The sequence below is a fragment of the Serratia sp. AKBS12 genome, assembly GCF_024793895.1.
In the GTDB taxonomy this organism is placed as follows: domain Bacteria; phylum Pseudomonadota; class Gammaproteobacteria; order Enterobacterales; family Enterobacteriaceae; genus Serratia_F.
In genome coordinates this window covers 1070795-1095895 of record NZ_JANUSB010000015.1, presented here as the reverse complement: position 1 = coordinate 1095895, position 25101 = coordinate 1070795, and the positions used below count along the sequence as shown (strand labels likewise).

The window sequence follows — 25101 nt, the reverse complement described above, 5'->3', positions numbered from 1 at the left end:
CTGACAGGATTAGCACTGCCATGCCACATCAAAATGTACAACGAAAAGTATTACGCACCATCTGCCCGGACGCCAAAGGGCTGATCGCCAAAATCACCAATATTTGCTACAAACATCAACTTAATATTGTGCAAAACAATGAATTTGTCGATCACCTTACCGGGCGCTTCTTTATGCGCACCGAACTGGAAGGCATTTTCAACGATACCACCCTGTTGGCCGACCTGGATGGCGCTCTGCCGGAAGGTTCCGTACGCGAACTGCACAGTGCCGGTCGACGCCGTATTGTGGTTCTGGTGACCAAAGAAGCCCATTGCCTGGGTGATTTATTGATGAAAAGCGCCTACGGCGGTCTGGATGTAGAAATTGCCGCGGTGATTGGCAATCACGACACGTTGAAAACGCTGGTTGAACGTTTCGATATTCCATTCCACCTGGTGAGTCACGAAGGGCTGACGCGTGAACAGCACGATCAGCAGTTGATTACGCAAATTGATCAGTACCAGCCGGACTATGTAGTTCTGGCCAAATATATGCGCGTACTGACGCCGGCGTTTGTTCAGCACTATCCGAACCAGGTGATCAATATTCACCATTCATTCCTGCCGGCATTTATCGGTGCACGTCCGTATCACCAGGCCTACGAGCGCGGGGTGAAGATCATCGGCGCTACCGCGCATTACGTCAATGATAGCCTGGATGAAGGGCCAATCATCATGCAGGACGTGATCCACGTCGATCATACCTATTCCGCTGACGATATGATGCGCGCAGGCCGCGACGTTGAAAAGAACGTGCTCAGCCGCGCGTTGTATCGCGTGCTGGCGCAGCGAGTGTTTGTCTATGGCAACCGTACCGTGATCCTGTAATTACGCTTGCTGGCGGTGCATTCTGTTTACAGATGCACCGCCACGCATAAAAAACCGGCAAACGATTCATTTTCTGCATTTCAATGCTTTACACTCCCGCTTCATTTGATATGATGCGCCCCGCTTACCGAGACAGCGCTTATGCAGTCACGGTGGCCAGAAAGCCGGTCAGCTTTCTGAGCGTTAAAATTCGTTAAATCCACGAATTATCGTGGTGGGGTTCCCGAGCGGCCAAAGGGAGCAGACTGTAAATCTGCCGTCACAGACTTCGAAGGTTCGAATCCTTCCCCCACCACCATCCTTAACCTTGGCAATAAGGTTAAACCGCAAGACGAGTCAAGATGAGCGCCGAGCGGGGAAGGTAAGAACCTTCGACCAGGTTCGAGTTGAGCGCAGCGAAACAACGTGCGCCAGCACGGCCCGTAGGGTGAGGAGCGAAGCGACGAATAATCCTTCCCCCACCACCATTCTTAACCTTGGCAATAAGGTTAAACCGTAAGACGAGTCAAGATGAGCGCCGAGCGGGGAAGGTAACAACCTTCGACTACAATCAGAAAATCCATGAATACCATGGTGGGGTTCCCGAGCGGCCAAAGGGAGCAGACTGTAAATCTGCCGTCACAGACTTCGAAGGTTCGAATCCTTCCCCCACCACCATCCTTGCAAAGTTCCCCAAATTACCAGACACCATCCCAAGCTTAATGCACTGCGCACTGGGGAAGGATGAGAAGCTTCGACAGGTTCGAGTTGAGCGCAGCGAAACAACGCGCTTCAGCGCGGCCCGTAGGGTGAGGAGCGAAGCGACGAGTTATCCTTCCCCCACCACCATCCTTGCAAAGTTCCCCAAACTACCAGACGCCATCCCAAGCCTAGCACCGGGGACGACACGGTAACCCAATCAGCCGTGAGTTATGCCATCACGCACAGGTTTGGTTTTTCATTGGTCGCCAAGCTTGAACTACAATGCACAATTCGCTATACCACTGGCTTCTTTGATGCAGTAAGGAAAAGTGCATGCGTAATAACATTTGCGTTTTTTGCGGCGCCAGCGAAGGCGTGTCGCCTGATTATGCCGAAAATGCTCGTAAGCTGGGGCACACATTGGCGACACAAGGGCGTCGATTAATCTATGGCGGCGGTAAGAAAGGTCTGATGGGCATTGTGGCTGATGCGGTGCTGGAGGCCGGTGGTGAAGCGGTCGGCATTATTCCGCAACGCTTGGTGGAAGCGGAAACGGCACACCGTGGTCTGACCGCACTGGAAGTGGTGCCGGATATGCACACTCGCAAAGCACGAATGGCGGCACTGGCCGATGGATTTATTGCGCTGCCCGGCGGCATAGGCACGCTGGAAGAGCTGTTCGAAATCTGGACCTGGGGTCAAATCGGTTATCACAGCAAACCGGTCGGTCTGTTGGACATTAACGGTTACTACCGACCGTTGAACACCTTCTTGCAACACGTCGCCGATCAGGGGTTTATGCGTCACGACTATCTTGGCACCCTGCACCTGAGCGATTCGCCACTTACGTTGCTGCAACAGTTCGACGACTACCAACCAAAAAACTACGATCGCTGGGCAAAATAATCCGCCATCAGCCAGCGGCCTGAGGTCGCTGGTCTGCGTTACATTTCCAGCCAAACTCTGCTACTATCTCAACACATTTTTCTCGTGAAAACGGCACCGCTCATGAAGTTTGTCTCTTTTAATATCAATGGACTGCGCGCGCGACCGCATCAGTTGGCCGCCATCATCGAACAGCACCAGCCTGACGTTATCGGCCTGCAAGAAACCAAAGTTCATGATGACATGTTCCCACTGGAAGAGGTCAGCAAGCACGGTTACCACGTGTTCTATCACGGGCAAAAAGGCCATTATGGCGTCGCCCTGTTAACCAGAGAGGCGCCAATTGCCGTGCGCCGCGGATTCCCAACCGACGATGACGACGCACAGCGCCGTATCATCATGGCCGATCTGCAAACGCCGCAGGGCATGCTGACGGTGATTAACGGTTATTTCCCGCAGGGAGAGAGCCGAGACCATCCGGTCAAGTTCCCGGCAAAAACCCGTTTCTACCAGGATTTGCAAAATTATCTGGAGCAGCAATTGTCGGTAGAAAATCCGGTGCTGATCATGGGCGATATGAATATTAGCCCGTCGGATTACGATATCGGTATCGGTGAAGAAAATCGCAAGCGCTGGCTGCGCACCGGCAAATGTTCGTTCCTGCCGGAAGAGCGAGAATGGATGGGACGGCTGCTCAACTGGGGCCTGGTAGATACCTACCGCCAGGCCAACCCGGAACGTAACGACCAGTTCTCGTGGTTCGACTATCGCTCCAAAGGGTTCGATGACAACCGCGGTTTACGTATCGATCTGTTACTGGCCAGCACGCCGCTAGCAGCACGCTGCGTGGCCACCGGCATTGACTACCAAACCCGCAGTATGGAAAAACCCTCCGACCACGCTCCGGTGTGGGCCGAATTCGATCTCTAATTGCCCACCCCGGCCTGACCGGGGTTTTCTATAAGTGCACGGTATGAAAGTTATCGATGTAGTCGCCGCGATCGTTGAACGTGACGGAAAAATACTGTTGGCTCAACGGGATGCCGAGAGCGATCAGGCCGGGCTCTGGGAGTTTCCGGGTGGCAAAGTCGAAGCCGGCGAAAGCCAGCCCCAGGCGCTGGCGCGAGAACTGGCCGAAGAGTTGACTATCAAGGCGCAAATTGATGATTACGTTGCCAGCAATCAGTGGCAACGGGGCGAGAAAACCATTCGCCTGCATGCCTGGCGGGTAACGCATTTTAGCGGCGAATTACAACTGCGCTGCCACACGCAACTTGTCTGGGTAACGCCAGCCCAGGCCAGCGAGTATCCGCTGGCACCCGCCGACGTTCCCTTGCTGGCATGCTATCTCAAGCAGCAATCAATCATGTCAAAATAACTGATTATTAACGCATTTATCAACCTTCGAGTTACGCGGTCACTTTTTCAGCCGTACCCAGACTGGCGAAGCGCTACCGACCACCGTAGGGTCGCGAGTGCATTGCAACAACTCCCCTTCGACCTTCAGCAGCGCACCTTGCGAATAATTCTGGTCCTGATATACGCAGCATTGTGCGCACGGTTGCGGCGCTGGTGCGCTTTTTGCGGTGCCCCAGATTTCCGGCGAAACCGGTAACTGCACATCCACATCACCACGATGAGCGTGGACCTTGGCGGAACACAACAATACCCCCGCTACCAACGCCAACATCAGCTGTTTCATTCGCTCTTCTCCCGCGCCTTGCCGGCGCTTTTTTTGCGCTTTTTCGCCCCGGCGTTCGGCGCAGGTAAACCACGGAACGCCATACTCGCCCGACTCTGCTTGGCCTGATAAATCAGCTGTTGCAAGGTGCCCACCAGCGGCTGCATAAAGTCCTGATAACGACAGGACTTTTCGCTGATTTGCGTCAACGTGGCTTCCCAATGGGCGGTCATATCCGGACGCGCCGCGATATCAGGCAGCGAATGAATCAGCGTCCGACCGGTTTCGCTGGAATGGATATAGCGCCCTTTTTTGTACAGGAACGACCGTTTGAACAACAATTCAATGATTCCCGCTCGCGTAGCCTCGGTACCTAAACCATCGGTCGCTCGCAGGATTTTCTTTAATGATTTATCTTGCACGAAGCGCGCAATCCCGGTCATGGCGGAAAGCAGGCTGGCATCGGTGAATGGACGCGGCGGCTGAGTCTGACGCGCCACCACTTCGCCACGCTCGCACAGCAGCCTATCGTCCTTGGCAACCACTGGCAGTGGCGCGCCTTCATTCTCCTCGTCGCGCTCTTTACTGCCAAGCAGCGTGCGCCAACCGGCTTCCGCCAGAAAACGCGCCTTGGCGACGAATTTACCACCGGCGATATCCAGTTCGATCACGCATTTGCGGAACACCGCATCCGGACAGAACTGCATCAGATACTGCCGCGCCACCAAGCCATAGACCTTCAATTCATCAGCGGTAAGATTGACTTTGCTGGCTCGAGCGGTAGGAATAATGGCGTGGTGGGCATCGACTTTTTTATCATCCCAGCAACGGTTGCGGCGATCGCTATCGATCACCGGCTGAGGGTACAGATCCGGCTGATGGGCACTGATGGCATTCAATACTGCGTGGCGGCCGGCAAAATGCTCTTCCGGCAGGTAGCGGCAATCTGAACGCGGGTAGGTGATCAGCTTGTGGGTTTCATACAGCCGCTGACAGATGTCCAGTACCTGCTGCGCGCTGAGGTTAAACCGTTTGGCGGCTTCAATCTGCAAGGTCGATAACGAAAACGGCAGCGGCGCGGTATCTGATTCCCGTTTATCATTATAGGAGGTGACCAGCGCCGGTTGGCCCTCAATGCGCGCCACCACATGCTCTGCCAGCGGTCGATGCAGCAACCGCCCCTCTTCGTCCTGATACGGCTCACACGAATCGCTCGGTTGCCACAGCGCCACGAAGCGCTCGTCTTTCGGCGTAACGATATGCGCCTTGACCTCAAAAAAATCCTTCGACACGAAGTTTTCAATTTCTTCGTCACGGCGCACCACCAGCCCCAGCACCGGCGTTTGTACTCGACCAACCGACAGTACGCCATCGTAACCGGCATTACGGCCTAACAGCGTATAAGCACGGGTCATATTAATGCCGTACAACCAGTCGGCGCGAGAGCGTGCCAGGGCAGAAACGCACAGCGGTATAAATTCCCGGTTATCGCGCAAGCGCTCAACCGCCCGTTCTACCGCCTGCGGGTTGAGATCGTTGATCAGACAACGCCGTACCGCCTGCCGTTTTTCCGGCGTCAACGACAAATAATCCAGCACTTCGTCCACCAGCAGTTGCCCTTCGCGATCCGGGTCACCGGCGTGTACCACTTCATCGGCTTCCAACAGCAGTTTTTTAATCGCGTTCAATTGCTTGCTGACGGAGGGTCGCGGCTGTAGCTGCCATTTTTCGGGAATGATTGGCAAGTCTGCCAGCGACCAGCGCGCATAGCGGCTGTCGTAGGCGTCAGGCTGGGCCTGCTCCAACAGGTGGCCTACACACCAGGTCACCACATCGTTGTTGCCGCAGGCGATAAACCCATCACCACGGCGATGCGGCTTAGGTAGAACATCAGCAATGGCGCGTGCCAAACTCGGTTTTTCGGCTATAAACAGTCGCATTATTCACCGTTATTATGGCTATACGTCATCAGGAATTCTCTTACTTCAGCATAGTTCCCGCGGTATACGATCCGCTGGGCTTTCTTGGTTAATTGATAGTGATACATCGGGTCGTAATAATGCTGCAACAGCGGCACCAGCCACTCCTGATGCGCATCGCTGTTGCCGCTGGCGCGCTGGAATTGCAACGCCCACTCCAGCCGCTGTGTCAACTGTTGGAAACGCTCCATGCCCAAGCGACGCCGAATGGCGAACAGTCCGTGATGCAGATATTCGTCATAGCGTTGCCAACCGGCGTCTTCACCATATGCCTGGGCAAACGCCAGCCGCATATGATCGATATATTCAGCCTGCAGGCGCGCCACGCGTACCTCGAACGGATCGTCAATCACCACCACCGGCGCCTGCTGCATGCGATTGAAAATCGGCAACGGCAGATTATTGGAACCGATGATCCGCCCTTCGTCTTCCAGGATCCAATGGCGGCAGCCACCATGCTGTTTTTTAAGCAATAACACAGCCAGACGATTCTCAAAATCGATCTGCGCGCTCTGGCCGGCCAAGGTTTGACCAAACGACGAACCACGATGGCGTGCCGCGCCTTCCAGATCGACCCCGGCAGGCAGTTGATTAATCAAAATTGTTTTGCCGCAGCCGGTATTGCCGCCGACCACCACCATCGGCATTGCAGCACTGTACTCCAGCACGTTCAATAAATAATGTCGCAACGCCTTGTAGCCACCCGCCACGCGCGGGTAATCCACGCCGGCCTCGCGCAGCCATTGCTGTACCAGTTGAGAACGCAAACCGCCACGGAAGCAATAGATATAACCTTCGGGCTGACGGCCGCAGGCGGCCAACCAGGCATCGGTTCGCTGCTGACGCAGCTTGCCGCCAACCAGTTTGTGTCCCAAGGCAATCGCCGCCTGCTGCCCCTGCTGTTTATAGCAGGTACCGACCGCCTGGCGTTCGCTGTCATTCATCAGCGGCAAATTGATGGCGTGTGGAAAAGCGCCGTTTTTGAACTCAATGGGGGCACGCACGTCAATCAACGGCACGTCATGCAGAAAAATATGTCGGTAGTCGTTGGTGTCTACCCGTGGTCGCAACGTTGCCACTACACAACCTCGATCATTGGTTTCCCTGCTATTGGCGATCGCAGTTCACCTATGGCGTCCAGTTCAATGCCATGGCGTGCGGCAATGGCCTGCAGTTCGGCCTCGCCTTCCGGCAACACTGCCAACAACAAGCCGCCGGAAGTTTGCGGATCGCACAATAATTGACGCTGCACATCGCTCATTGCACCAATCAGCGTACCGTAACTGTCAAAATTACGCCCCGTGCCGCCGGGAACGCAACCTTCGGCGATATAACGCTCGACGTCCGGCAATTTTGGCACCTTGTCGAACCATACCGTCGCCTGCAACCCGGCCCCCTGACACATTTCGCTCAGATGGCCCAGTAGCCCAAAGCCGGTCACGTCGGTCATCGCCGTTACACCGGCAAGATCGGCAAATTCCGCACCCGGCGTATTCAACCGGCACATCACTTCGGTGGCCAGGCCCGCATGCTCCGGCCGCAACAGGCTCTTCTTCTCGGCGGTGGTCAGCACGCCAATACCGAGCGGTTTGGTAAGGAATAGCTGCGTTCCAGGCTGTGCCGCGCTGTTTTTCTTGACGCGGTCGGTGTTGACCATGCCAGTTACTGCCAGACCGAAGATCGGCTCCGGCGCATCGATCGAATGACCGCCCGCCAAGGCAATACCGGCCTGTTGACAGGCATAACGCCCACCGTCGATCACCTGCTGCGCCACTTCCGGCGCCAGCTTGGCTATCGGCCAGCCCAGAATGGCAATCGCCATGATCGGCTTGCCGCCCATGGCATACACATCGCTAATGGCATTGGCAGCGGCAATGCGGCCGAAGTCAAAGGGATCATCAACGATCGGCATGAAAAAATCGGTGGTACTGATAATGCCAACGCCGTTACCGATGTCGTACACCGCTGCATCGTCACGGGTTTCATTGCCGACCAGCAATCGCGGGTCGACAAACTTCGCCTGTTCGCTGTGCAGGATGGTTTCGAGAACTTGCGGTGAGATTTTGCAACCACAGCCAGCACCATGGCTGTACTGGGTCAAACGGATTGCTGGCGATGTCATGATCCACTTCCTTCGGTTATCGGCCTTCAAGATAACATATCCCGGGTATAGCCGGGGTTGTCTGCACATTGGCGGCGTTGGGTGCCGAGTCGCCGGTAACGAGCCGGCGATGCGGGATGCGTTAGCTTGCCGTGGCGGCGCACCGCCCGCTATGTGGGTATAGGGTAGCGCTTAGTGAAGGGATTGATAAGAGCGAGCCGACTTTCTGCGAACGGCCTGCTCATAAACAATACAGATCTGCGGGTTATCGCGCATTTTTTGACGAAAACCCGCCGGGATCAGAAGTGGCTGACGAACGGGCCACTGTCGGGAGCGATAACTTTAGTGGCGGCTTTTAACTGCGGGGTACCCAGATAGAGGAAACCGACAATTTCGTCCTGCTCGCGGCAGCCGAAAGCGCTGCGCACCATAGGATGTTCGGTCCATGCGCCGGTACGCCAGATGCCGTTAAAGCCTTGCGCCAGCGCCGCCATCTGCATCGCCTGTACCGCACAACCGGCGGAAACCACCTGCTCCCAGCGCGGTACCTTGGGGTTTTCGCTGCAATGCGCCACCACGGTAATGATCAGTGGTGCACGAAACGGCGCCTGTCTGGCCTTGTCAATCGCCGCGTCGTCGAGGTTATCCTGTTTGGCCGCAGCTTGTAACAATTGACTGAAGCGCTCCAGGCCCTGCTCTTCAATCATCACAAAACGCCATGGTTGCAGCGCTCCGTGATCCGGCGCGCGTAAGCCGGCATTAATGATATTCTGCCGGACTTCACCCGTTGGCGCCGGTGCCGTTAAACGTGAGGCCGAACGGCGATTCAATAATAGTTCCAGTGCATCCATAGTAAGCTCCCGATAACAATTTTCATTACGATCACGGTAACATAGCTAAACAACGAGTTACAGTCTGGGCAATTACGGCTGTGACCGATGATTTAAAGCTGACATTTCGTTGGCTGCTCATTAGGATAGCGTGACATCCTCGGCTCATGTTTGGAGAGAACATGCATATATTGTGGCGTACCATTGCCGGTATTTTCAGGTGGACATGGCGTCTGCTGAACTTCATCAGGGAATTGATTCTTAACCTGTTTCTGATCCTGCTGATTTTGGTCGGTGTCGGCATTTACTTTTCCTTCCAGAGCAGTACGCCCGCCGAGACGCCGCGCGGCGCCTTGCTGGTGAACCTGAGCGGCGTGGTGGTTGACCAACCCAGCATGAAGAACCGGCTGCTACAGCGCAGCCGCGAGTTCCTTGGTGCCTCCGCCAGCGAACTGCAGGAAAACTCGCTGTTTGACGTAGTCGACAGCATCCGTAGCGCCAAAGATGATAAAAACATTACCGGCATGGTATTGCAGTTGAATGATTTTGCTGGCGCCGACCAGCCTTCACTGCAATATATCGGCAAGGCACTGCGTGAGTTCCGCGACAGCGGCAAACCGATCTATGCCATTGGCGACAGTTATAACCAAACCCAATACTATTTAGCCAGCTTCGCGAACAAGATTTATCTGTCACCGCAGGGCAACGTCGATCTGCACGGCTTCGCCACCAACAATTTGTACTATAAGTCGCTGCTCGACAAGCTGAAGGTCACCACCAATATCTTCCGCGTTGGTACCTACAAGTCGGCGGTGGAGCCGATGATCCGTGACGATATGTCACCGGCGGCGCGTGAAGCGGACAGCCGCTGGATCGGCAACCTGTGGCAGAACTACCTCACCACGGTGGCGGCCAACCGCCAAATCACCACCCAGCAATTGTTCCCTGGGGCAGCCGGCGTGCTGAGCGGTCTGCAAGCGGCCGGCGGAGATACGGCGAAATACGCGCTTGACGGCAAGCTGGTGGATGAACTGGCTTCGCGTACCGTGATGGAAAACCAGTTGGTCAAGACCTTTGGCTGGGATAAGCAAAACAACGATTTCAACGCCGTCAGTATTTATGACTATCAGCCGACACCGGCAGCGGATCAGGGCGGCCAGATTGCCGTAGTGTTCGCTAATGGCGCAATAATGGATGGCCCGCAAACGCCGGGAACGGTTGGCGGTGACACCACTGCCGCACAGCTGCGTCAGGCCCGTCTGGATCCTAAAATCAAAGCGGTGGTATTACGAGTTAACAGCCCAGGCGGCAGCGTCAGCGCGTCTGAGGTGATCCGCTCCGAACTGGCTGCGGTGCGTGCTGCTGGCAAACCGGTGGTGGTTTCCATGGGCGGTATGGCGGCCTCCGGTGGCTACTGGATTTCTACCCCTGCCAACTATATCGTTGCCAGTCCAAGCACCCTTACCGGCTCTATCGGCATTTTCGGCGTGATCAACACCTATCAGGACACGCTGGACAGCGTTGGCGTACACACCGATGGCGTCGCGACCTCGCCGTTGGCCGATTTGGCGGTTACCAAGGCATTGCCGACCGAGTTTGCGCAAATGATGCAGTTGAACATCGAGAATGGCTACAAAAACTTTATCGATCTGGTGGCTGGCGCGCGTAAAATGTCGCCAGAACAGGTTGATAAAATTGCTCAGGGTCACGTCTGGACCGGTGGCGACGCCAAGAATAACGGGTTGGTCGACCAACTGGGGGATTTCGATGATGCGGTACAGAAAGCCGCAGAGTTGGCCAAGCTGAAACAGTGGCATCTGAACTGGTTTGTCGACTCCCCAAGCCTGGCAGACATGGTGCTCAGCCAGTTTGGCGTCTCGATCCACGCCATGCTGCCGGCCGCACTGCAATCGATGCTACCGGCGCCGCTGGCCTCGGTAGCCATGGCGATGAAAGAACAGCCGGGATTATTCAATAATCTGAACGATCCGCAAAACCGCTACGCCATCTGTCTGAACTGCGGTGACGTACGCTAACAAATTAATCTTCAGCCCGGCGCTCGCCGGGCTTTTTTTCTGCGCTAATCGCCCTATAATTCAGCCCATCTTATCATTAGCCAAAACCCTACAATGCAAAAGAAATCTATCTACGTCGCTTACACCGGCGGTACCATCGGCATGCAGCGCTCCGAACATGGTTACATCCCGGTTTCTGGCCACCTGCAACGGCAACTGGCGTTAATGCCAGAGTTCCACCGTACGGAAATGCCCAACTTCACCATCCATGAATACTCCCCGCTGATCGACTCCTCCGACATGACGCCGGAAGATTGGCAGCACATTGCCGATGACATCAAGAAAAACTACGAGCAATACGATGGCTTCGTCATCCTGCACGGCACCGATACCATGGCGTTCACCGCTTCAGCGCTGTCGTTCATGCTGGAAAATCTCGCCAAGCCGGTAATCGTGACCGGGTCACAAATCCCGCTGGCGGAGTTGCGTTCCGACGGCCAGACCAATCTGCTGAACGCACTGTATCTGGCGGCCAACCATCCGGTGAACGAAGTAAGTCTATTCTTCAACAATAAACTGTTCCGCGGTAACCGTACCACCAAGGCGCATGCCGACGGTTTCGACGCCTTTGCTTCGCCTAACCTGCCGCCACTACTGGAAGCAGGTATTCATATTCGCCGTCAAAACGGCATTGACTCCCCGGCGTGTCACGGTGAATTGCAGGTACATAACATAACGCCGCAGCCGATTGGCGTGGTAACCATCTATCCGGGGATTTCCGGCGCGGTGGTGCGCAACTTCCTGTTGCAACCGGTCAAGGCATTGATTCTGCGCTCTTACGGCGTCGGCAACGCGCCGCAGAAAGCCGAACTGGTTGACGAACTGCGTGCTGCATCCGAGCGCGGCATTGTGGTGGTCAACTTGACCCAGTGCATTTCCGGGCGAGTCAATATGGAAGGTTACGCCACCGGCAATGCGCTGGCGCATGCCGGCGTGATCAGCGGTTTCGACATGACGGTGGAAGCCGCATTGACCAAGCTGCACTATTTGTTGAGCCAGCCGCTGTCGCCAGCGCAAATCCGCCAACAGATGCAGCTGGATCTGCGCGGCGAATTAAGCACCGTCGGTTAATGCATCAGGAGGTTTCATGAGCGCGGCCCTGTTATTGATCGATTTGCAAAATGATTTCTGTCCCGGCGGCGCGCTGGCGGTAGTAGATGGTGACGCCACTATCGCGGTAGCCAATCAGGCAATCGCCGCCTGTCTGGCGCGTGGCGTGCCGGTGATAGCCAGTCAAGACTGGCACCCGGCCACTCATAGAAGTTTTGCGGTTAATTCTGCCGCCAAGGTCGGTGAACTGGGCAAACTTGATGGTTTGCCGCAGGTGTGGTGGCCGGTACACTGCGTGCAAGGCAGCAACGGAGCCGAACTACACCGACAATTGCAGCGGCAGGGGATAGCCGCAATTTTCCGCAAGGGGCAGGACCCAGCCATCGACAGCTATAGCGCGTTCTTCGACAATGGACACCGGGCAAAAACCGAGCTTGACGACTGGCTGCGCGATCGGGGCGTGACTGAATTGACGGTAATGGGGTTAGCCACTGACTACTGTGTGAAGTTTACCGTGCTTGATGCTCTGAACCAGGGATATCAGACCACGGTAATCACCGACGGCTGTCGCGGGGTGAACCTGCAGGCCAATGACAGCATACAGGCACTACGGTCCATGCAGCAGGCCGGCGCCAAACTAGTGACACTGTCACAATACCTGAGCTAAACCAAACCGGGCGCCTCGGCGCCCTTTCCTGCCACTTACTGCGGCTTCAACTTGATGAGCGGTTCGGCAGCGAACTGCTGTTTCAGCTCCTGCTTGCTCTTCATGACGATCTGGCCATCCTTGCCGATGCTCATATGCTGCGGATCGTCATTATGCAACGCCTGCCAGAGCATTACCGCCTGCAAGCTGTTTTCCTTCTGTTCCGCCGTCAGCGCAACACCGTCCGGCCATTTACCCAATTCAACGGCTTGCACCAGGCGCTGATAAATTTCGGGCGTCATCGCCGCAATCAAATCCTTCACGTCCATCGCTTGTTCCTCGCTCACATGAATAATAGCTGAATCGATTTTGTTATTGTTTTACCGCTTAACCGGCAGTATTTTCGCCGCTTTCGCTATCGGTAAAACTGAGCGATGCCGAATTAACGCAAAAACGTTCGCCTGTAGGTTTGGGACCATCGGGGAAAACGTGACCGAGATGGGCATCACACTGGCCGCAACGGATTTCCACCCGGTGCATATTATGTGAATTATCATCAAGATAGCGGATTGCCTCGTCCGAAACCGGTTGATAGAAGCTAGGCCAGCCGCAGCCGGCGTCAAACTTGGTATCCGAGTAAAACAGTGGCGCATTGCAACACAGGCAATGGTAAACGCCGTCGCGGGTATTATGCAGCAATTTGCCAGTGTACGGCGCTTCTGTGCCGCGCTGTTGGGTCACATAACGTTGTATTTCATTCAGTTCCGTGACCGGTTGGTTGGGGGTGTGCTCTTTAGCCATTTGTGCGATTCCCAAGTTATGGATAATGTCAACGAAAACAATGATTAATGATAACAAAAAATTAACAGCGTTGCAGGCATTTTTGGCCTAAACTGTACGCCATAAAGTTCAGGTCGCGGCCATATGTGATGCCGATCACATATATTATTGCGACGCTCTTTAAACTTAGCATTTTGACCCCATATCCTAATGAGGCCGAACGCAAACGGAACGTGCAATAAGCGTGCAAATCCAGGCCTCTGCTTTGACTTGCCGCAATAATTGACACGATTCCGCTTGACGCTAGGTAAGGTTTTTGTAATTTTACAACCAACCTTTTATTCACTAACAAATAGCTGGTGGAATATATGACTATCAAAGTAGGTATCAACGGTTTTGGCCGTATCGGTCGCATTGTTTTCCGTGCTGCTCAGGAACGTTCTGACCTCGAAATCGTTGCAATCAACGATCTGTTGGACGCTGAATACATGGCTTACATGCTGAAATATGACTCTACGCATGGCCGTTTCGACGGTACCGTAGAAGTTAAAGACGGCCATCTGGTTGTTAACGGCAAAACCATCCGTGTTACCGCAGAGAAAGACCCGGCTAACCTGAAGTGGAACGAAGTGGGCGTTGACGTAGTTGCTGAAGCAACCGGTATCTTCCTGACCGACGAAACCGCACGTAAACACATCGCAGCTGGCGCCAAGAAAGTTGTTCTGACCGGCCCATCCAAAGATGATACCCCAATGTTCGTTATGGGTGTAAACCACAAGTCCTACGCGGGTCAGGAAATCGTTTCCAACGCTTCTTGCACCACTAACTGCCTGGCTCCACTGGCTAAAGTCATCAACGACAAATTCGGTATCGTTGAAGCGCTGATGACCACCGTTCACGCGACTACCGCTACCCAGAAAACCGTTGACGGCCCGTCTCACAAAGACTGGCGCGGCGGCCGCGGCGCATCTCAGAACATCATCCCTTCTTCTACCGGTGCTGCCAAGGCTGTAGGTAAAGTTATCCCTGAGCTGAACGGCAAACTGACTGGTATGGCGTTCCGCGTTCCAACGCCAAACGTGTCTGTGGTTGACCTGACCGCGCGTCTGGAAAAATCTGCGTCTTACAAAGAAATCTGTGCGGCAATCAAAGCAGCGGCTGAAGGCGAGCTGAAAGGCGTACTGGGCTACACTGAAGACGACGTTGTTTCTACCGATTTCAACGGTGAAAAACTGACTTCCGTGTTCGATGCCAAAGCAGGTATCGCACTGAACGACAACTTTGTGAAACTGGTTTCCTGGTACGACAACGAAACCGGTTACTCCAACAAGGTTCTGGATCTGATCGCTCACATCTCCAAGTAATGGAATGATGTACTGCTGATCATGAGGGCGACATTATTGTCGCCCTTTTTTGCTTTCTGTATAGCCGATAACCTGACGGGTATGGCAAATATAAGGCAACGCGATGAACGATAAACTGTTTACCCTTCCCGTAGTGGAACAAATTTCCCCTTACATCAGCCAACGCCAGCTGGATGCGCTACCGGTGATCGTCGTTTCGCACCCCAAGGTACGCGCTGCGATAACCCTGCAAGGCGCCCATCTGGTAGCCTGGCAACCCAGCGGTGAGCAACCGGTGGTGTGGCTTAGCAAAAATACGCCCTTCACGCCAGGCAATGCCATTCGCGGCGGCGTGCCGATCTGTTGGCCATGGTTTGGCCCGGCGGGTAAACCTTCGCACGGTTTTGCACGTAATATGCCGTGGTCGCTGACTGCGCACGACGAAGACCAGGACGGCGTGATCCTGACCTTTACCCTGCAAGACAATGAACAGACCCGCAAGCTGTGGCCACACCCATTCACGCTGATCGCCCGCTTCAAACTGGGTGAAGAGTGTGAGATCGAGTTGGAGTCACACGGGGATTACCAGGCGACTGCCGCACTTCATACCTATTTTCAGGTTGGCGATATCGAAACGGTGAAAGTGGCCGGACTGGGCGAGCATTATCTGGATAAAGTGGCCAATGGTGCCAAAGCGCGTCAGCTGGGCGATGTGGTATTTGTCGGCCAAACCGACCGCGTTTATACCCAACCAGAGCCTTACAGTGTGATAAAAGACCCAATTCTGCAACGCAGTATTGAAGTACATCACCACCATATGAGCGATGTGATTGCCTGGAACCCTGGCGTTGAACTGTCTTGCAGCATGGCCGATATGGCGAACGACGGTTATAAAACCATGGTTTGTGTGGAAACCGGCCGTATCAACAAGCCGTTGATTGCCCGTGACGAACAGCCGGCACGGCTCGGCGTGACCTTGCGTTGCCGCAAAGGGGTTTGAGCGGCGTACAACCGGTACACCGCCGTTTTCTCGATGTCAGTTAAGCAAAAGGGGCGCCAGCGCCCCTTTTTAATGCCTATAACGCACGAAAATCGTGCAGAAAGCTTAGAAACTGTAACTGACACCGGTCCACAGCATGCCGGTGTAGGATTTATCTACCATCGGGCTGTCTTTGACCTCATCAGACAATTGTACGTAACGGCCCATAAAGAAGGCGTTCCACGCTTCATTAATCTGATAGTTGGCACTCAGCTCAACGTACGGCGTCCAACTGTCGTTCGGCGTATAGCTATTCAGGCCGCTGCGACGCGATTCACCCTCGCTGACGCCATAGTAGTACTTGTTCTGATTTTTGCTGTTCCAGGTCACGCCAACGCCCGGCGTCAAAGTCCAGGCATCCAGTTGGAACTTGTACAGGTAGGCCAGATCGCCGATCATGCCGTTACTGTAATCCAGGGTATCGCCGGCGAAGGTGGTACGAATGGTGCCCCACTCCGCGTTATGCGAATACGCAACCCCTGCCATCAAAGTCGCCCGACGCTTGTTCAACTGCTTCATGCGGTCGTCGTCGCTGTCGCCCGGTTTGTAGTGCAATGGCGAATAGAACGCCATTACGCTCAACTGGTTTTCCTGATCCTTCCACAGGTAGTAACCGGCGGTCAGCGTACGGAAGTAGAAGTCATCGGCTTCATAGTTGATCACCGGTACCGGATAAACGCGAGTCTGATTGCCGCGATAAGGGTCCGGGCTCACCAATGCAGACGCACCGAGCGACCAGGTTCCCGCCTGGGCACTCTGTGCACACACCACAGCAGACGCGATAACCGCTAGCGTTTTGAATTGAAATATCTTCACGGGTTCTCTTCCATAAATGACAGATTAATAGCGGCGATAGTGTATGTGAAATTTCGGTTACGCGCTTTAAATTTACATTTGAAAATTAGCAAGATCCGTTAAGTTAATTCTGAAATATGTATAAAGAATGTCAGATGTATGACGTTTTACCGCGCAGCCCGCGCCCGACAAGGTCCTCCGCAAACCCTGCAATAACTGAGTCATTGATATGACTTAAAAAAAGCTTTTTCGTTGACAGGAAATTTTCCGCTATGCCAACTAAGCTTAAATCAGAAGGTGAAATTACCCTGAGCCCAGTGGCAATACAGCGCAACTCGCGATAATAAGCGCACCAGGTTGGCATACGGGTTGCTGTACTCAGGTATTAACTTCTTCTTTCGGGGGCCAGAAGACTATGAAACGCTCCCTTTAACCTGTGCTAATAACGAAAGGACGGGCATCGCCATGAACATATTTGACCACTATCGCCAGCGCTACGAAGCTGCCAAGGACGAAGAGTTCACACTGCAGGAATTTCTTACCATTTGCCGGCAAGATCGCAGTGCCTACGCCAATGCCGCGGAACGTCTGCTCATGGCTATCGGTGAACCGGTCATGGTCGACACCGCGCTTGAGTCACGCATGTCTCGCCTGTTCTCCAACCGCGTGATCGCACGCTATCCGGCCTTCGAGGAATTCTACGGTATGGAAGAAGCTATCGAACAGATAGTTTCTTACCTGAAGCACGCCGCGCAGGGCCTCGAAGAGAAGAAACAGATCCTTTACCTGCTGGGCCCGGTGGGCGGCGGGAAATCCTCATTGGCGGAACGCCTGAAGGCGTTGATGCAACTGGTGCCGATTTACACCCTGAGCGCCAACGGCGAACGCAGCCCGGTCAACGACCATCCGCTGTGCCTGTTCAATCCGCAGGAAGACGCCAACATTCTGGAAAAAGAATACAACATTCCGCGTCGCTACCTCGGCACCATCATGTCGCCATGGGCAGCGAAGCGTTTGCACGAATTTGGCGGCGATATCACCAAGTTCAAGGTGGTCAAAGTGCGCCCTTCCATTCTGGAGCAGATCGCGATTGCCAAGACCGAGCCGGGTGATGAAAACAACCAGGATATTTCAGCGCTGGTCGGCAAGGTGGATATCCGCAAGCTGGAAAACCATGCGCAGAACGATCCGGACGCCTATGGCTACTCCGGTGCGCTGTGCCGGGCCAACCAGGGGATTATGGAATTCGTCGAGATGTTCAAGGCGCCGATCAAAGTGCTGCACCCGCTGCTGACCGCGACCCAGGAAGGCAACTATAACGGTACCGAGGGTATTTCCGCCCTGCCGTTCAACGGCATTATCCTTGCGCACTCCAACGAATCAGAGTGGGTCACCTTCCGCAACAACAAAAACAACGAAGCCTTCCTCGACCGTGTTTATATCGTCAAGGTGCCCTACTGCCTGCGAGTGTCAGAGGAGATCAAGATTTACGACAAGCTGCTGGATCACAGCGAACTGTCCCATGCGCCATGCGCACCGGGTACGCTGGAAACCCTGGCGCGCTTCACCGTATTGTCGCGGCTGAAAGAGCCGGAAAACTCCAGCACCTATTCAAAAATGCGGGTCTACGATGGTGAAAGCCTGAAAGATACCGATCCAAAGGCAAAATCGTATCAGGAGTATCGCGATTACGCCGGGGTGGACGAAGGCATGAACGGCCTTTCAACCCGTTTTGCCTTCAAGATACTGTCACGGGTATTTAACTTCGATCATGCCGAAGTGGCAGCAAACCCGGTTCACCTGTTCTACGTACTGGAGCAGCAGATCGAGCGTGAGCAATTCCCGCAGGATCTGGCGGAAAAATACCTTGAACATCTGAAAGGCTATCTGATCCCGAAATACGCCGAATTCATTGGCAAAGAGATTCAGACCGCCTATCTGGAATCCTATTCAGAATATGGCCAGAACATTTTTGACCGCTACGTGACCTACGCCGACTTCTGGATCCAGGATCAAGAGTACCGTGACCCCGATACCGGTCAACTGTTTGACCGTGAATCACTTAACGCTGAACTGGAGAAAATTGAAAAGCCGGCCGGCATCAGCAATCCGAAAGATTTCCGCAACGAAATCGTCAACTTCGTGCTGCGTGCCCGCGCCAACAACAACGGCCGTAACCCAAACTGGACCAGTTACGAGAAGCTGCGTACGGTGATCGAGAAGAAAATGTTCTCAAACACCGAAGAGTTGCTGCCGGTAATTTCGTTTAACGCCAAAACCTCAACGGACGAGCAGAAAAAACATGACGACTTTGTCGATCGCATGATGGAGAAAGGCTATACCCGTAAGCAGGTTAGACTGCTGTGTGAATGGTATTTACGGGTCAGGAAATCATCATAACGTCTGGTGGGTCGTTATAACTATCTCAGCGTATTGCAGACTGCCGCGCATTAACCGGCGGCAGTCTGCAAGCGTGAGGAAAAAGTTGGCAACGTCGTCTGGGGGAACTATGGCTTACTTTATTGATCGACGGCTTAACGGCAAAAACAAGAGCATGGTTAACCGCCAACGCTTCTTGCGCCGTTACAAGTCACAAATAAAACAGTCGATTGCCGAAGCCATCAACAAGCGTTCGGTCACCGACGTAGACAGTGGCGAATCGGTATCGATTCCGACTGACGATATAAACGAACCGATGTTCCATCAGGGGCGCGGCGGCACCCGCCATCGCGTTCATCCTGGCAACGACCATTTCGTACAGAACGATCGCGTCGAACGACCACAAGGTGGTGGCGGTGGCGGAAGTGGCCAGGGCAATGCCAGCCAGGACGGTGAAGGCCAGGACGAGTTCATCTTCCAGATTTCCAAAGATGAATATCTCGATCTGCTGTTTGAGGATTTGGCGCTGCCGAACCTGAAGAAAAATCAGTACAAACAGCTGACCGAATTCAAAACGCATCGCGCAGGCTATACCGCCAACGGGGTGCCGGCCAATATCAGCGTGGTGCGTTCGCTACAAAATTCACTGGCACGCCGCACCGCTATGACCGCTGGCAAACGACGCGAGCTATTGCAACTGGAACAACAGCTGACCGATTTGGAAAATACCGAGCCGGTACAATTGCTGGAGGAAGAGCGGTTGCGCAAGGAAATCGCCGAGCTGCGTCAGAAGATCAAGAAAGTACCGTTTATCGACACCTTCGATTTACGCTACAAAAATTACGAACGCCGCCCTGAACCTTCCAGCCAGGCGGTGATGTTCTGTCTGATGGACGTGTCAGGTTCAATGGATCAGGCCACCAAAGACATGGCCAAGCGCTTCTACATCCTGCTCTATCTGTTCCTCAGCCGCACCTATAAAAACGTCGAGGTGGTCTACATTCGCCACCACACCCAGGCGAAGGAAGTCGACGAACAGGAGTTCTTCTATTCGCAGGAAACCGGCGGCACCATTGTTTCCAGCGCGCTGAAGCTGATGTATGACGTAGTAGAAGAACGCTACAACCCGGCGCAGTGGAACATCTATGCGGCGCAGGCGTCGGACGGTGATAACTGGGCCGACGACTCACCGCTATGCCATGAACTGCTGACCAAGAAACTGCTGCCGATGGTGCGTTATTACAGCTATATCGAAATCACCCGCCGCGCGCATCAAACGCTATGGCGGGAATATGAAGACTTGCAGGCCAGATTTGATAACTTCGCCATGCAGCATATCCGCGAGCCGGATGACATTTATCCGGTATTCCGCGAGCTGTTCCGCACGCAAACCGCGTAAACCATCGTCGCGGCAGTCAGCCGGCCTTCGTGGCCGGTTTTTTTGCCATTAGCACCACCACCAGCCTATATTTTTACTAGGAATTTTACCCACACAGATCTAGAATCCCCCACAAAAACAATAACAAATGTTTTAACGGCCCAGAGAAAGGATTTCGTCAGTGAAGGAAATGCTGTGCATTCTTGTTACTACCGGCACGTTGGCGATCGTTTTCGCGTGGTTATTTGTTCAGATGCTGCATATTTAACGCCGCAGTGCGGCTGAAGCCCGGCCCGCCTCGGCCGGGGCGACATGGATCGCAAGGATCAGGATTGCTTGGTTTGCACCCAGAAAGCGTGAATCAGGCCCGGGAAATACCCCAGCAGCGTCAGGATGATATTAAGGATAAACGCGCCACCGATGCCTTTGTCCAGCAGTACACCCAGCGGAGGGATAATAATGGTAAACACAATACGCCAAAAACCCATGATAACTCCTTAACTTGCTGATGAGTTACCAACATATTATATCCATTTAACAATTTCAATCAGTGATCAATACTGCCGGTAACGATACTGGCGCTATCATTGTCGGTTGAAGCGGTTTTGATGATAAAAAACTCCGGGCAACGCCGGAGTTTTTTCGTCACTGGCTGATGGCCTTAGTGCGTTACGCTACTCACGTGATGACGACCACGCTTGACGCCCCACAGCCCCGCCAGCGCGCTGACAACGGCCCCTGCCAGCAAAGCAAAGAACGACCACAATGCAGAACGCGCCAGCACGTCGGCGGCAGCGGCTGCCTGTTCACGTGCTTTTTGTTTCAGTTCGGCATAGCGTTGTTTGGCCTGCTCGATTTTACTCTGCATGTCATTCAGACGCTGGTTCACCAACTGGGCAGTTTTCTGTTTCGCCACAATGATATTATCCACCGTCTTGTTCACTTCAGCCGGCGTCATATCGGTGTTCTGGTTCAGCGCGGTGGTCAGGCTGTCACGATCGACGTCTTGCGTCAGAGACTCGCCACGCTTTTTCAACCGATCAACCAACCCTTGAATCACCGTATCGCTGTTATCGGGATTGACCGCCAACTGCTTGACCGCCTCGCCGATATCATTCTTGGCTCCATCCAGTTGCTGCTGCATATACTCCGGTTGCAGCGTTTCAATCTTGCTTTTACGCAAGGCGGCGACCACATTATCTTCCAGTTGCTCGGGTTGCAGTTTGGTATCGAGATTCAGCTCGGCAAAAGCCTGCTGACCGGCGTTGGCCACCCCCTTGATACCGCCGCCAACCACGGAGCCGGCGCCAGAAACTACGCTACCGGTGGCGGAAGCGATCGACCCCAGCGCATTGCCGGTGGCCTTGATAGTCCCCCCGAGCACAATGCCGCCCAGCACCGCGGCAACCAGCAGCGCCGTCGCCCAAACCAGAAAACCATGTATCAAGCCGTCGTTACCGGCTAAGTGTCCGGCGACAAAGGCGCCTGCCGCCAGGCTGACAATAATCGATATTGCCGACCAGATGACTACCGTGGTGCCTGCGCCATTCACCGGATCGTTCGACGTCGGGTCAACAATGGCAAAGCCCAGACTGGTGCCTAGCGTGGAAAGTAATAGTGAAATTGCCAGAACGGTAATCACTCCGCCGATAATACTGCCCCATGAGACTTTTTTTACTGCGCGCAACTCATTGGTTATTTCCATGTTTTAACTCCTTATTCGCCATACCATTGATCATCTGACGCAACGCCAGCTCAATTAAGTCTAGTTTCTAATGATATGGCGAAGCGCCGAGTTGCATTTTATCACCACAAAAAACATATAAATATGTTAATAATCAATTGGTAATTGGATGTTTTTATCTCATCCGGTTATGTAACGCCACCGTTACAGCGCTGTTATTAGATAAGAAAGCTTGACCTATATTGTCGGGCACGTCGTGGCGGTTGACCACGATTGATATTACGCCAGGCACTAAAAAGGCCGGCGCTTAGCATGCGCCAACCGTTGATTCGACGAGGGGAAACTCCTAGAATGCGCGGCTAAATTAAGTCATTGGAATCAGTTTCATGTCGTCGCTGTGGGTTGCTACACAATATTTCTATTTGTTTGGCCTGTTATTTTCTATGGTATTTACCTATCTGGTTAGCCGGGACACGGTTAAAATTCGCTGCATCAGCGCGCTCACCATCGGCCTGACCTGGCCATTAAGTCTGCCGGTAGTGTTGTTGTTTTCGCTGTTTTAAGCAGAGATTCACCCCGCCCGTACCGTGACGGGGTGTTAATGGTTTATGTTGGCATAACGATCAGAAATCGTAGCCCACGGTAGCGACGACGCTACGCTCCTGTCCCCAATAGCAATAGCCCGTGCCATAACAGGCGGCGACATACTTTCTGTCGGTCAGGTTATTAACGTTCAACTGCACATAGGCTCCTTTCAATGAGGGCGCCACCTGGTCCATATTCATTCTCACCGACGCGTCCAGCAACGTCACCGAAGGAATACGCTGGGTATTTTCGTTATCAGCCCATTGTTTACCAATGTAACGCACCCCGGCCCCCAGGTTAACGCCATAGCCTGCATCATATTGTCCCCACAGGGATGCCGTTTGATCTGGCGCCAAATAAGGCGTATTGCCGTCATTGCCATCAACCGCATCCTTGAACTTCACTTTATTGTAACTATAGCCGGCGATCAGGTTCAGGCGTTCGGACAGCCTGGTACGGGCCTCCAATTCAATACCTTGTGAATGGACCTTACCCGCCGGGACGTAATAGCTTTGCTGCACCACGCGATTCGCCACGTTTTTCTGCGTCAGGTCGTACAACGCCACGCTGTAGAGCGAGCGGCTGCCGGGCGGCTGGTACTTCAGGCCCAGCTCATATTGCTCGCTGGTGCTCGGCTTGAGCATATGACCGTCCCGATCCGCCAACGCTTCCGGCGTTACCGCGGAGCTGTAACTGGCATAAGGCGATAATCCATTGTCGAAACTGTACAGCAGCGAGGCACGACCGCTGAAGTGGCGATCGTTGCGCGCATCGGAGGTGCCTGCCGTCAGGTTATCGTTCTTGCTTTCCAGACGATCGTAACGGCCCGACAAATTGAGATACCAGTTATACAGGTTGATTTCATCCTGCAAATACACGCCGGTCTGTTCATAATGGCGTCGCGAATCGGTGCGCGCCAGGTTACTGAGCACCGGCTGCAGCGCGGCACCGGTATAGGGGTTCAAATCGGTTGCCTGCGCACTTTCATCCCACAGGTTGTTGCGAAAGCGCTGATAATCGAGTCCCAGCATCACCTTATGCTCCACCGGACCGGTGGCAAAATCGGCTTCCAGCTGATTATCCACCGCATAGGCATCCAGTGAGGTATTGGAGCCGCTGTAGTAACGGTGCAGCATACTGTGATCGTCATTCCAGCCAATCTGGTACACCTGTTCCAATGCTACGTTGGAATGGGTATAGCTGCCGTTTTGCCGGAAAGTCCACACGTCGTTGAAGCTGTGAGAAAATGCGTAGCTGTATATTTGCTCCCAGCGCTTGAAGACGTTATGACTGCTGTCGCCGTCAAAGAAACCACGTCCCAGCTTGTCGCCCTGGCTGGAATACAGGCTGCCGTCGGCAGGCACTGCGCTGTGGTAGCCGCCGGAGGGATCTTTTTGCAGGTAAGCCTTCAGCAACAGCGAGGTATTGGCCGTTGGTTGCCACAGCAACGAAGGAGCAATGGCGTAGCGTTCTTCGCGTTGATGATCGTACATGGTTTCACTGCTGCGGGTCATGCCGGTCAAACGATAGGCCCACTGCTCGGATAACGGCCCGGTAACGTCAAAAGCGCCGCCTTTGGTGGCGTTATTGCCCCCCATCACATTGACATGGCCTTCACTGGCGAAACGTGGCTGTTTGCTGGTTAACGCCACCAGCCCGCCGGGAATGCTCTGGCCATACATCACCGAAGATGGTCCTTTGATCACGTCGATACGTTCGAGGAACCAGGGATCGACCTGCAACGCGTTGTAGCTGCCGCTATCACTCAGCAGACGAAGACCATCCAGGAAGGTATTGTTGACATCGCCGCCGTGGAATCCGCGCAGTGCAATGGTGTCATAGCGCGTAGCACCACCGGCAAAGTTGGTGAAAACACCGGGCGTATACTTCAGCGCATCATTGACGGTGAGCGCATTTTGATCGGTCATTTGTTGACGAGTAATTACCGAAACCGACTGCGCGGTTAACATCAACGGCGTATCGGTTTTTGTCGCCCCTCGGCTGGTGGTGGCGGTGTACCCATGAGTTGCTGAATCCGCCGTATCGGCCGGTGCAGCAGTTACCACCACGGTATCTTCAGCCCATGAGGCCAGTGGCATAAACAAGGCAATTGAGCAAAACACGGCACTGCGTTTGGCGAGATAAATCCCAGACATGGCTAATTCCTGTAGAAGCGATAAAAAATCACCGCATGCTCTTGCCGGCAGCAACGCTGGCTGCCGCATCCGCAAAGAAGTTCCCGAAGCATCGGCGCAAAAAAACAAAAGATAAAACGAATACAAATGATAATTATTATCTTTATAATGGTTTGAGTTCAAGCA

Annotated in this window: 23 protein-coding genes, 2 tRNA genes and 2 other RNA genes; 16 read left to right on the top strand and 11 right to left on the bottom strand. The window is 53.9% G+C overall.

The features are described from left to right. The first annotated feature begins 20 nt into the window (after window positions 1-20). The 8 genes from purU to NYE85_RS15035 all read left to right on the top strand — a co-directional run bounded on the left by purU (window position 21) and on the right by NYE85_RS15035 (window position 3813). On the top strand, window positions 21-869 hold the full coding sequence (gene purU, locus NYE85_RS15070; RefSeq protein WP_259005554.1) for a formyltetrahydrofolate deformylase: 849 nt from the start codon (window positions 21-23) through the stop codon (window positions 867-869). A 213-nt stretch (window positions 870-1082) separates the two neighbouring features. Then, a tRNA-Tyr gene (locus tag NYE85_RS15065) sits at window positions 1083-1167 on the top strand. A 43-nt stretch (window positions 1168-1210) separates the two neighbouring features. Next, window positions 1211-1336: non-coding RNA, RtT sRNA (locus tag NYE85_RS15060), on the top strand. Window positions 1337-1441: 105 nt separating this feature from the next. Further along, window positions 1442-1526: transfer RNA gene (locus tag NYE85_RS15055), tRNA-Tyr, on the top strand. Between the two features lie 45 nt (window positions 1527-1571). After that, window positions 1572-1697: non-coding RNA, RtT sRNA (locus NYE85_RS15050), on the top strand. Between the two features lie 186 nt (window positions 1698-1883). After that, the gene (locus NYE85_RS15045; RefSeq protein ID WP_259005553.1) at window positions 1884-2456 is read left to right on the top strand and encodes a TIGR00730 family Rossman fold protein; all 573 of its coding nucleotides are present in this window, start codon (window positions 1884-1886) and stop codon (window positions 2454-2456) included. A 102-nt stretch (window positions 2457-2558) separates the two neighbouring features. After that, window positions 2559-3365 (top strand): exodeoxyribonuclease III, encoded by an 807-nt coding sequence (gene xthA, locus NYE85_RS15040; protein ID WP_259005552.1) that lies wholly within the window; start codon window positions 2559-2561, stop codon window positions 3363-3365. Between the two features lie 43 nt (window positions 3366-3408). Continuing rightward, the gene (locus tag NYE85_RS15035; RefSeq protein ID WP_259005551.1) at window positions 3409-3813 is read left to right on the top strand and encodes a pyrimidine (deoxy)nucleoside triphosphate diphosphatase; all 405 of its coding nucleotides are present in this window, start codon (window positions 3409-3411) and stop codon (window positions 3811-3813) included. Window positions 3814-3852: 39 nt separating this feature from the next. Here NYE85_RS15035 and NYE85_RS15030 read toward each other — a convergent pair whose 3' ends face one another. The 5 genes from NYE85_RS15030 to NYE85_RS15010 form a co-directional block, all read right to left on the bottom strand. Next, window positions 3853-4137 carry a YnjH family protein gene (locus tag NYE85_RS15030; RefSeq protein ID WP_259005550.1) on the bottom strand — a complete coding sequence of 95 codons (285 nt, stop codon included), beginning with the start codon at window positions 4135-4137 and terminating at the stop codon, window positions 3853-3855. Next, entirely contained in the window at window positions 4134-6056 is a 1923-nt protein-coding gene (locus NYE85_RS15025; RefSeq protein WP_259005549.1) for a DNA topoisomerase III, read from the bottom strand. Before NYE85_RS15025 ends, NYE85_RS15030 begins: the two co-directional genes overlap by 4 nt. Further along, complete coding sequence (gene mnmH, locus NYE85_RS15020) at window positions 6056-7174, bottom strand: tRNA 2-selenouridine(34) synthase MnmH (RefSeq protein WP_259005548.1); 1119 nt, start codon at window positions 7172-7174, stop codon at window positions 6056-6058. The genes NYE85_RS15025 and mnmH overlap by 1 nt, the downstream gene beginning before the upstream one ends. Then, the gene (gene selD / locus NYE85_RS15015) at window positions 7174-8217 is read right to left on the bottom strand and encodes a selenide, water dikinase SelD (protein WP_259005547.1); all 1044 of its coding nucleotides are present in this window, start codon (window positions 8215-8217) and stop codon (window positions 7174-7176) included. Before selD ends, mnmH begins: the two co-directional genes overlap by 1 nt. 278 nt (window positions 8218-8495) lie before the next feature. Then, complete coding sequence (locus tag NYE85_RS15010; protein WP_259005546.1) at window positions 8496-9047, bottom strand: NAD(P)H nitroreductase; 552 nt, start codon at window positions 9045-9047, stop codon at window positions 8496-8498. A 161-nt stretch (window positions 9048-9208) separates the two neighbouring features. Between NYE85_RS15010 and sppA the strand changes: the two genes are divergently transcribed. The 3 genes from sppA (at window position 9209) to pncA (ending at window position 12818) form a co-directional block, all read left to right on the top strand. Further along, window positions 9209-11062: a signal peptide peptidase SppA gene (sppA, locus tag NYE85_RS15005; protein WP_259005545.1), complete on the top strand. Its 1854-nt coding sequence runs from the start codon at window positions 9209-9211 to the stop codon at window positions 11060-11062. Window positions 11063-11155: 93 nt separating this feature from the next. Further along, entirely contained in the window at window positions 11156-12172 is a 1017-nt protein-coding gene (gene ansA, locus NYE85_RS15000) for an asparaginase (protein WP_259005544.1), read from the top strand. Window positions 12173-12188: 16 nt separating this feature from the next. Continuing rightward, window positions 12189-12818 carry a bifunctional nicotinamidase/pyrazinamidase gene (gene pncA, locus NYE85_RS14995; protein ID WP_259005543.1) on the top strand — a complete coding sequence of 210 codons (630 nt, stop codon included), beginning with the start codon at window positions 12189-12191 and terminating at the stop codon, window positions 12816-12818. Between the two features lie 35 nt (window positions 12819-12853). On the opposite strand, the gene NYE85_RS14990 is transcribed toward pncA, so the two are convergent. Together NYE85_RS14990 and msrB are read right to left on the bottom strand one after the other, a co-directional pair. Beyond that, window positions 12854-13126, bottom strand: coding sequence for a YeaC family protein (locus NYE85_RS14990; RefSeq protein WP_259005542.1), 273 nt, complete (start codon window positions 13124-13126; stop codon window positions 12854-12856). A 58-nt stretch (window positions 13127-13184) separates the two neighbouring features. Next, window positions 13185-13598: a peptide-methionine (R)-S-oxide reductase MsrB gene (gene msrB / locus NYE85_RS14985; RefSeq protein WP_259005541.1), complete on the bottom strand. Its 414-nt coding sequence runs from the start codon at window positions 13596-13598 to the stop codon at window positions 13185-13187. 347 nt (window positions 13599-13945) lie between these two features. Here msrB and gapA point away from each other — a divergent pair, with 347 nt between their 5' ends. Then, window positions 13946-14941, top strand: coding sequence for a glyceraldehyde-3-phosphate dehydrogenase (gapA, locus tag NYE85_RS14980; RefSeq protein WP_259005540.1), 996 nt, complete (start codon window positions 13946-13948; stop codon window positions 14939-14941). A 103-nt stretch (window positions 14942-15044) separates the two neighbouring features. Beyond that, entirely contained in the window at window positions 15045-15920 is an 876-nt protein-coding gene (locus NYE85_RS14975; protein ID WP_259005539.1) for a D-hexose-6-phosphate mutarotase, read from the top strand. 105 nt (window positions 15921-16025) lie between these two features. On the opposite strand, the gene NYE85_RS14970 is transcribed toward NYE85_RS14975, so the two are convergent. After that, a complete protein-coding gene (locus NYE85_RS14970; protein WP_259005538.1) occupies window positions 16026-16775 on the bottom strand; it encodes a MipA/OmpV family protein in 750 nt (249 codons plus the stop codon). 444 nt (window positions 16776-17219) lie between these two features. On the opposite strand from NYE85_RS14970, the gene yeaG reads away from it, so the two are divergent. Together yeaG and NYE85_RS14960 are read left to right on the top strand one after the other, a co-directional pair. Continuing rightward, window positions 17220-19154, top strand: a complete 1935-nt coding sequence (gene yeaG / locus NYE85_RS14965; RefSeq protein WP_259005537.1) for a protein kinase YeaG — start codon at window positions 17220-17222, stop codon at window positions 19152-19154. 109 nt (window positions 19155-19263) lie between these two features. Then, window positions 19264-20532 carry a YeaH/YhbH family protein gene (locus NYE85_RS14960; protein WP_259005536.1) on the top strand — a complete coding sequence of 423 codons (1269 nt, stop codon included), beginning with the start codon at window positions 19264-19266 and terminating at the stop codon, window positions 20530-20532. 305 nt (window positions 20533-20837) lie between these two features. Here NYE85_RS14960 and NYE85_RS14955 read toward each other — a convergent pair whose 3' ends face one another. After that, window positions 20838-20999: a YqaE/Pmp3 family membrane protein gene (locus NYE85_RS14955; protein ID WP_259005535.1), complete on the bottom strand. Its 162-nt coding sequence runs from the start codon at window positions 20997-20999 to the stop codon at window positions 20838-20840. Window positions 21000-21172: 173 nt separating this feature from the next. After that, window positions 21173-22216: a YrzE family protein gene (locus NYE85_RS14950; RefSeq protein ID WP_259005534.1), complete on the bottom strand. Its 1044-nt coding sequence runs from the start codon at window positions 22214-22216 to the stop codon at window positions 21173-21175. A gap of 365 nt (window positions 22217-22581) precedes the next feature. On the opposite strand from NYE85_RS14950, the gene NYE85_RS14945 reads away from it, so the two are divergent. Continuing rightward, on the top strand, window positions 22582-22758 hold the full coding sequence (locus NYE85_RS14945; protein ID WP_004962283.1) for a GhoT/OrtT family toxin: 177 nt from the start codon (window positions 22582-22584) through the stop codon (window positions 22756-22758). Between the two features lie 60 nt (window positions 22759-22818). On the opposite strand, the gene NYE85_RS14940 is transcribed toward NYE85_RS14945, so the two are convergent. Then, entirely contained in the window at window positions 22819-24936 is a 2118-nt protein-coding gene (locus tag NYE85_RS14940) for a TonB-dependent siderophore receptor (protein WP_259005533.1), read from the bottom strand. Window positions 24937-25101: the final 165 nt, after the last annotated feature.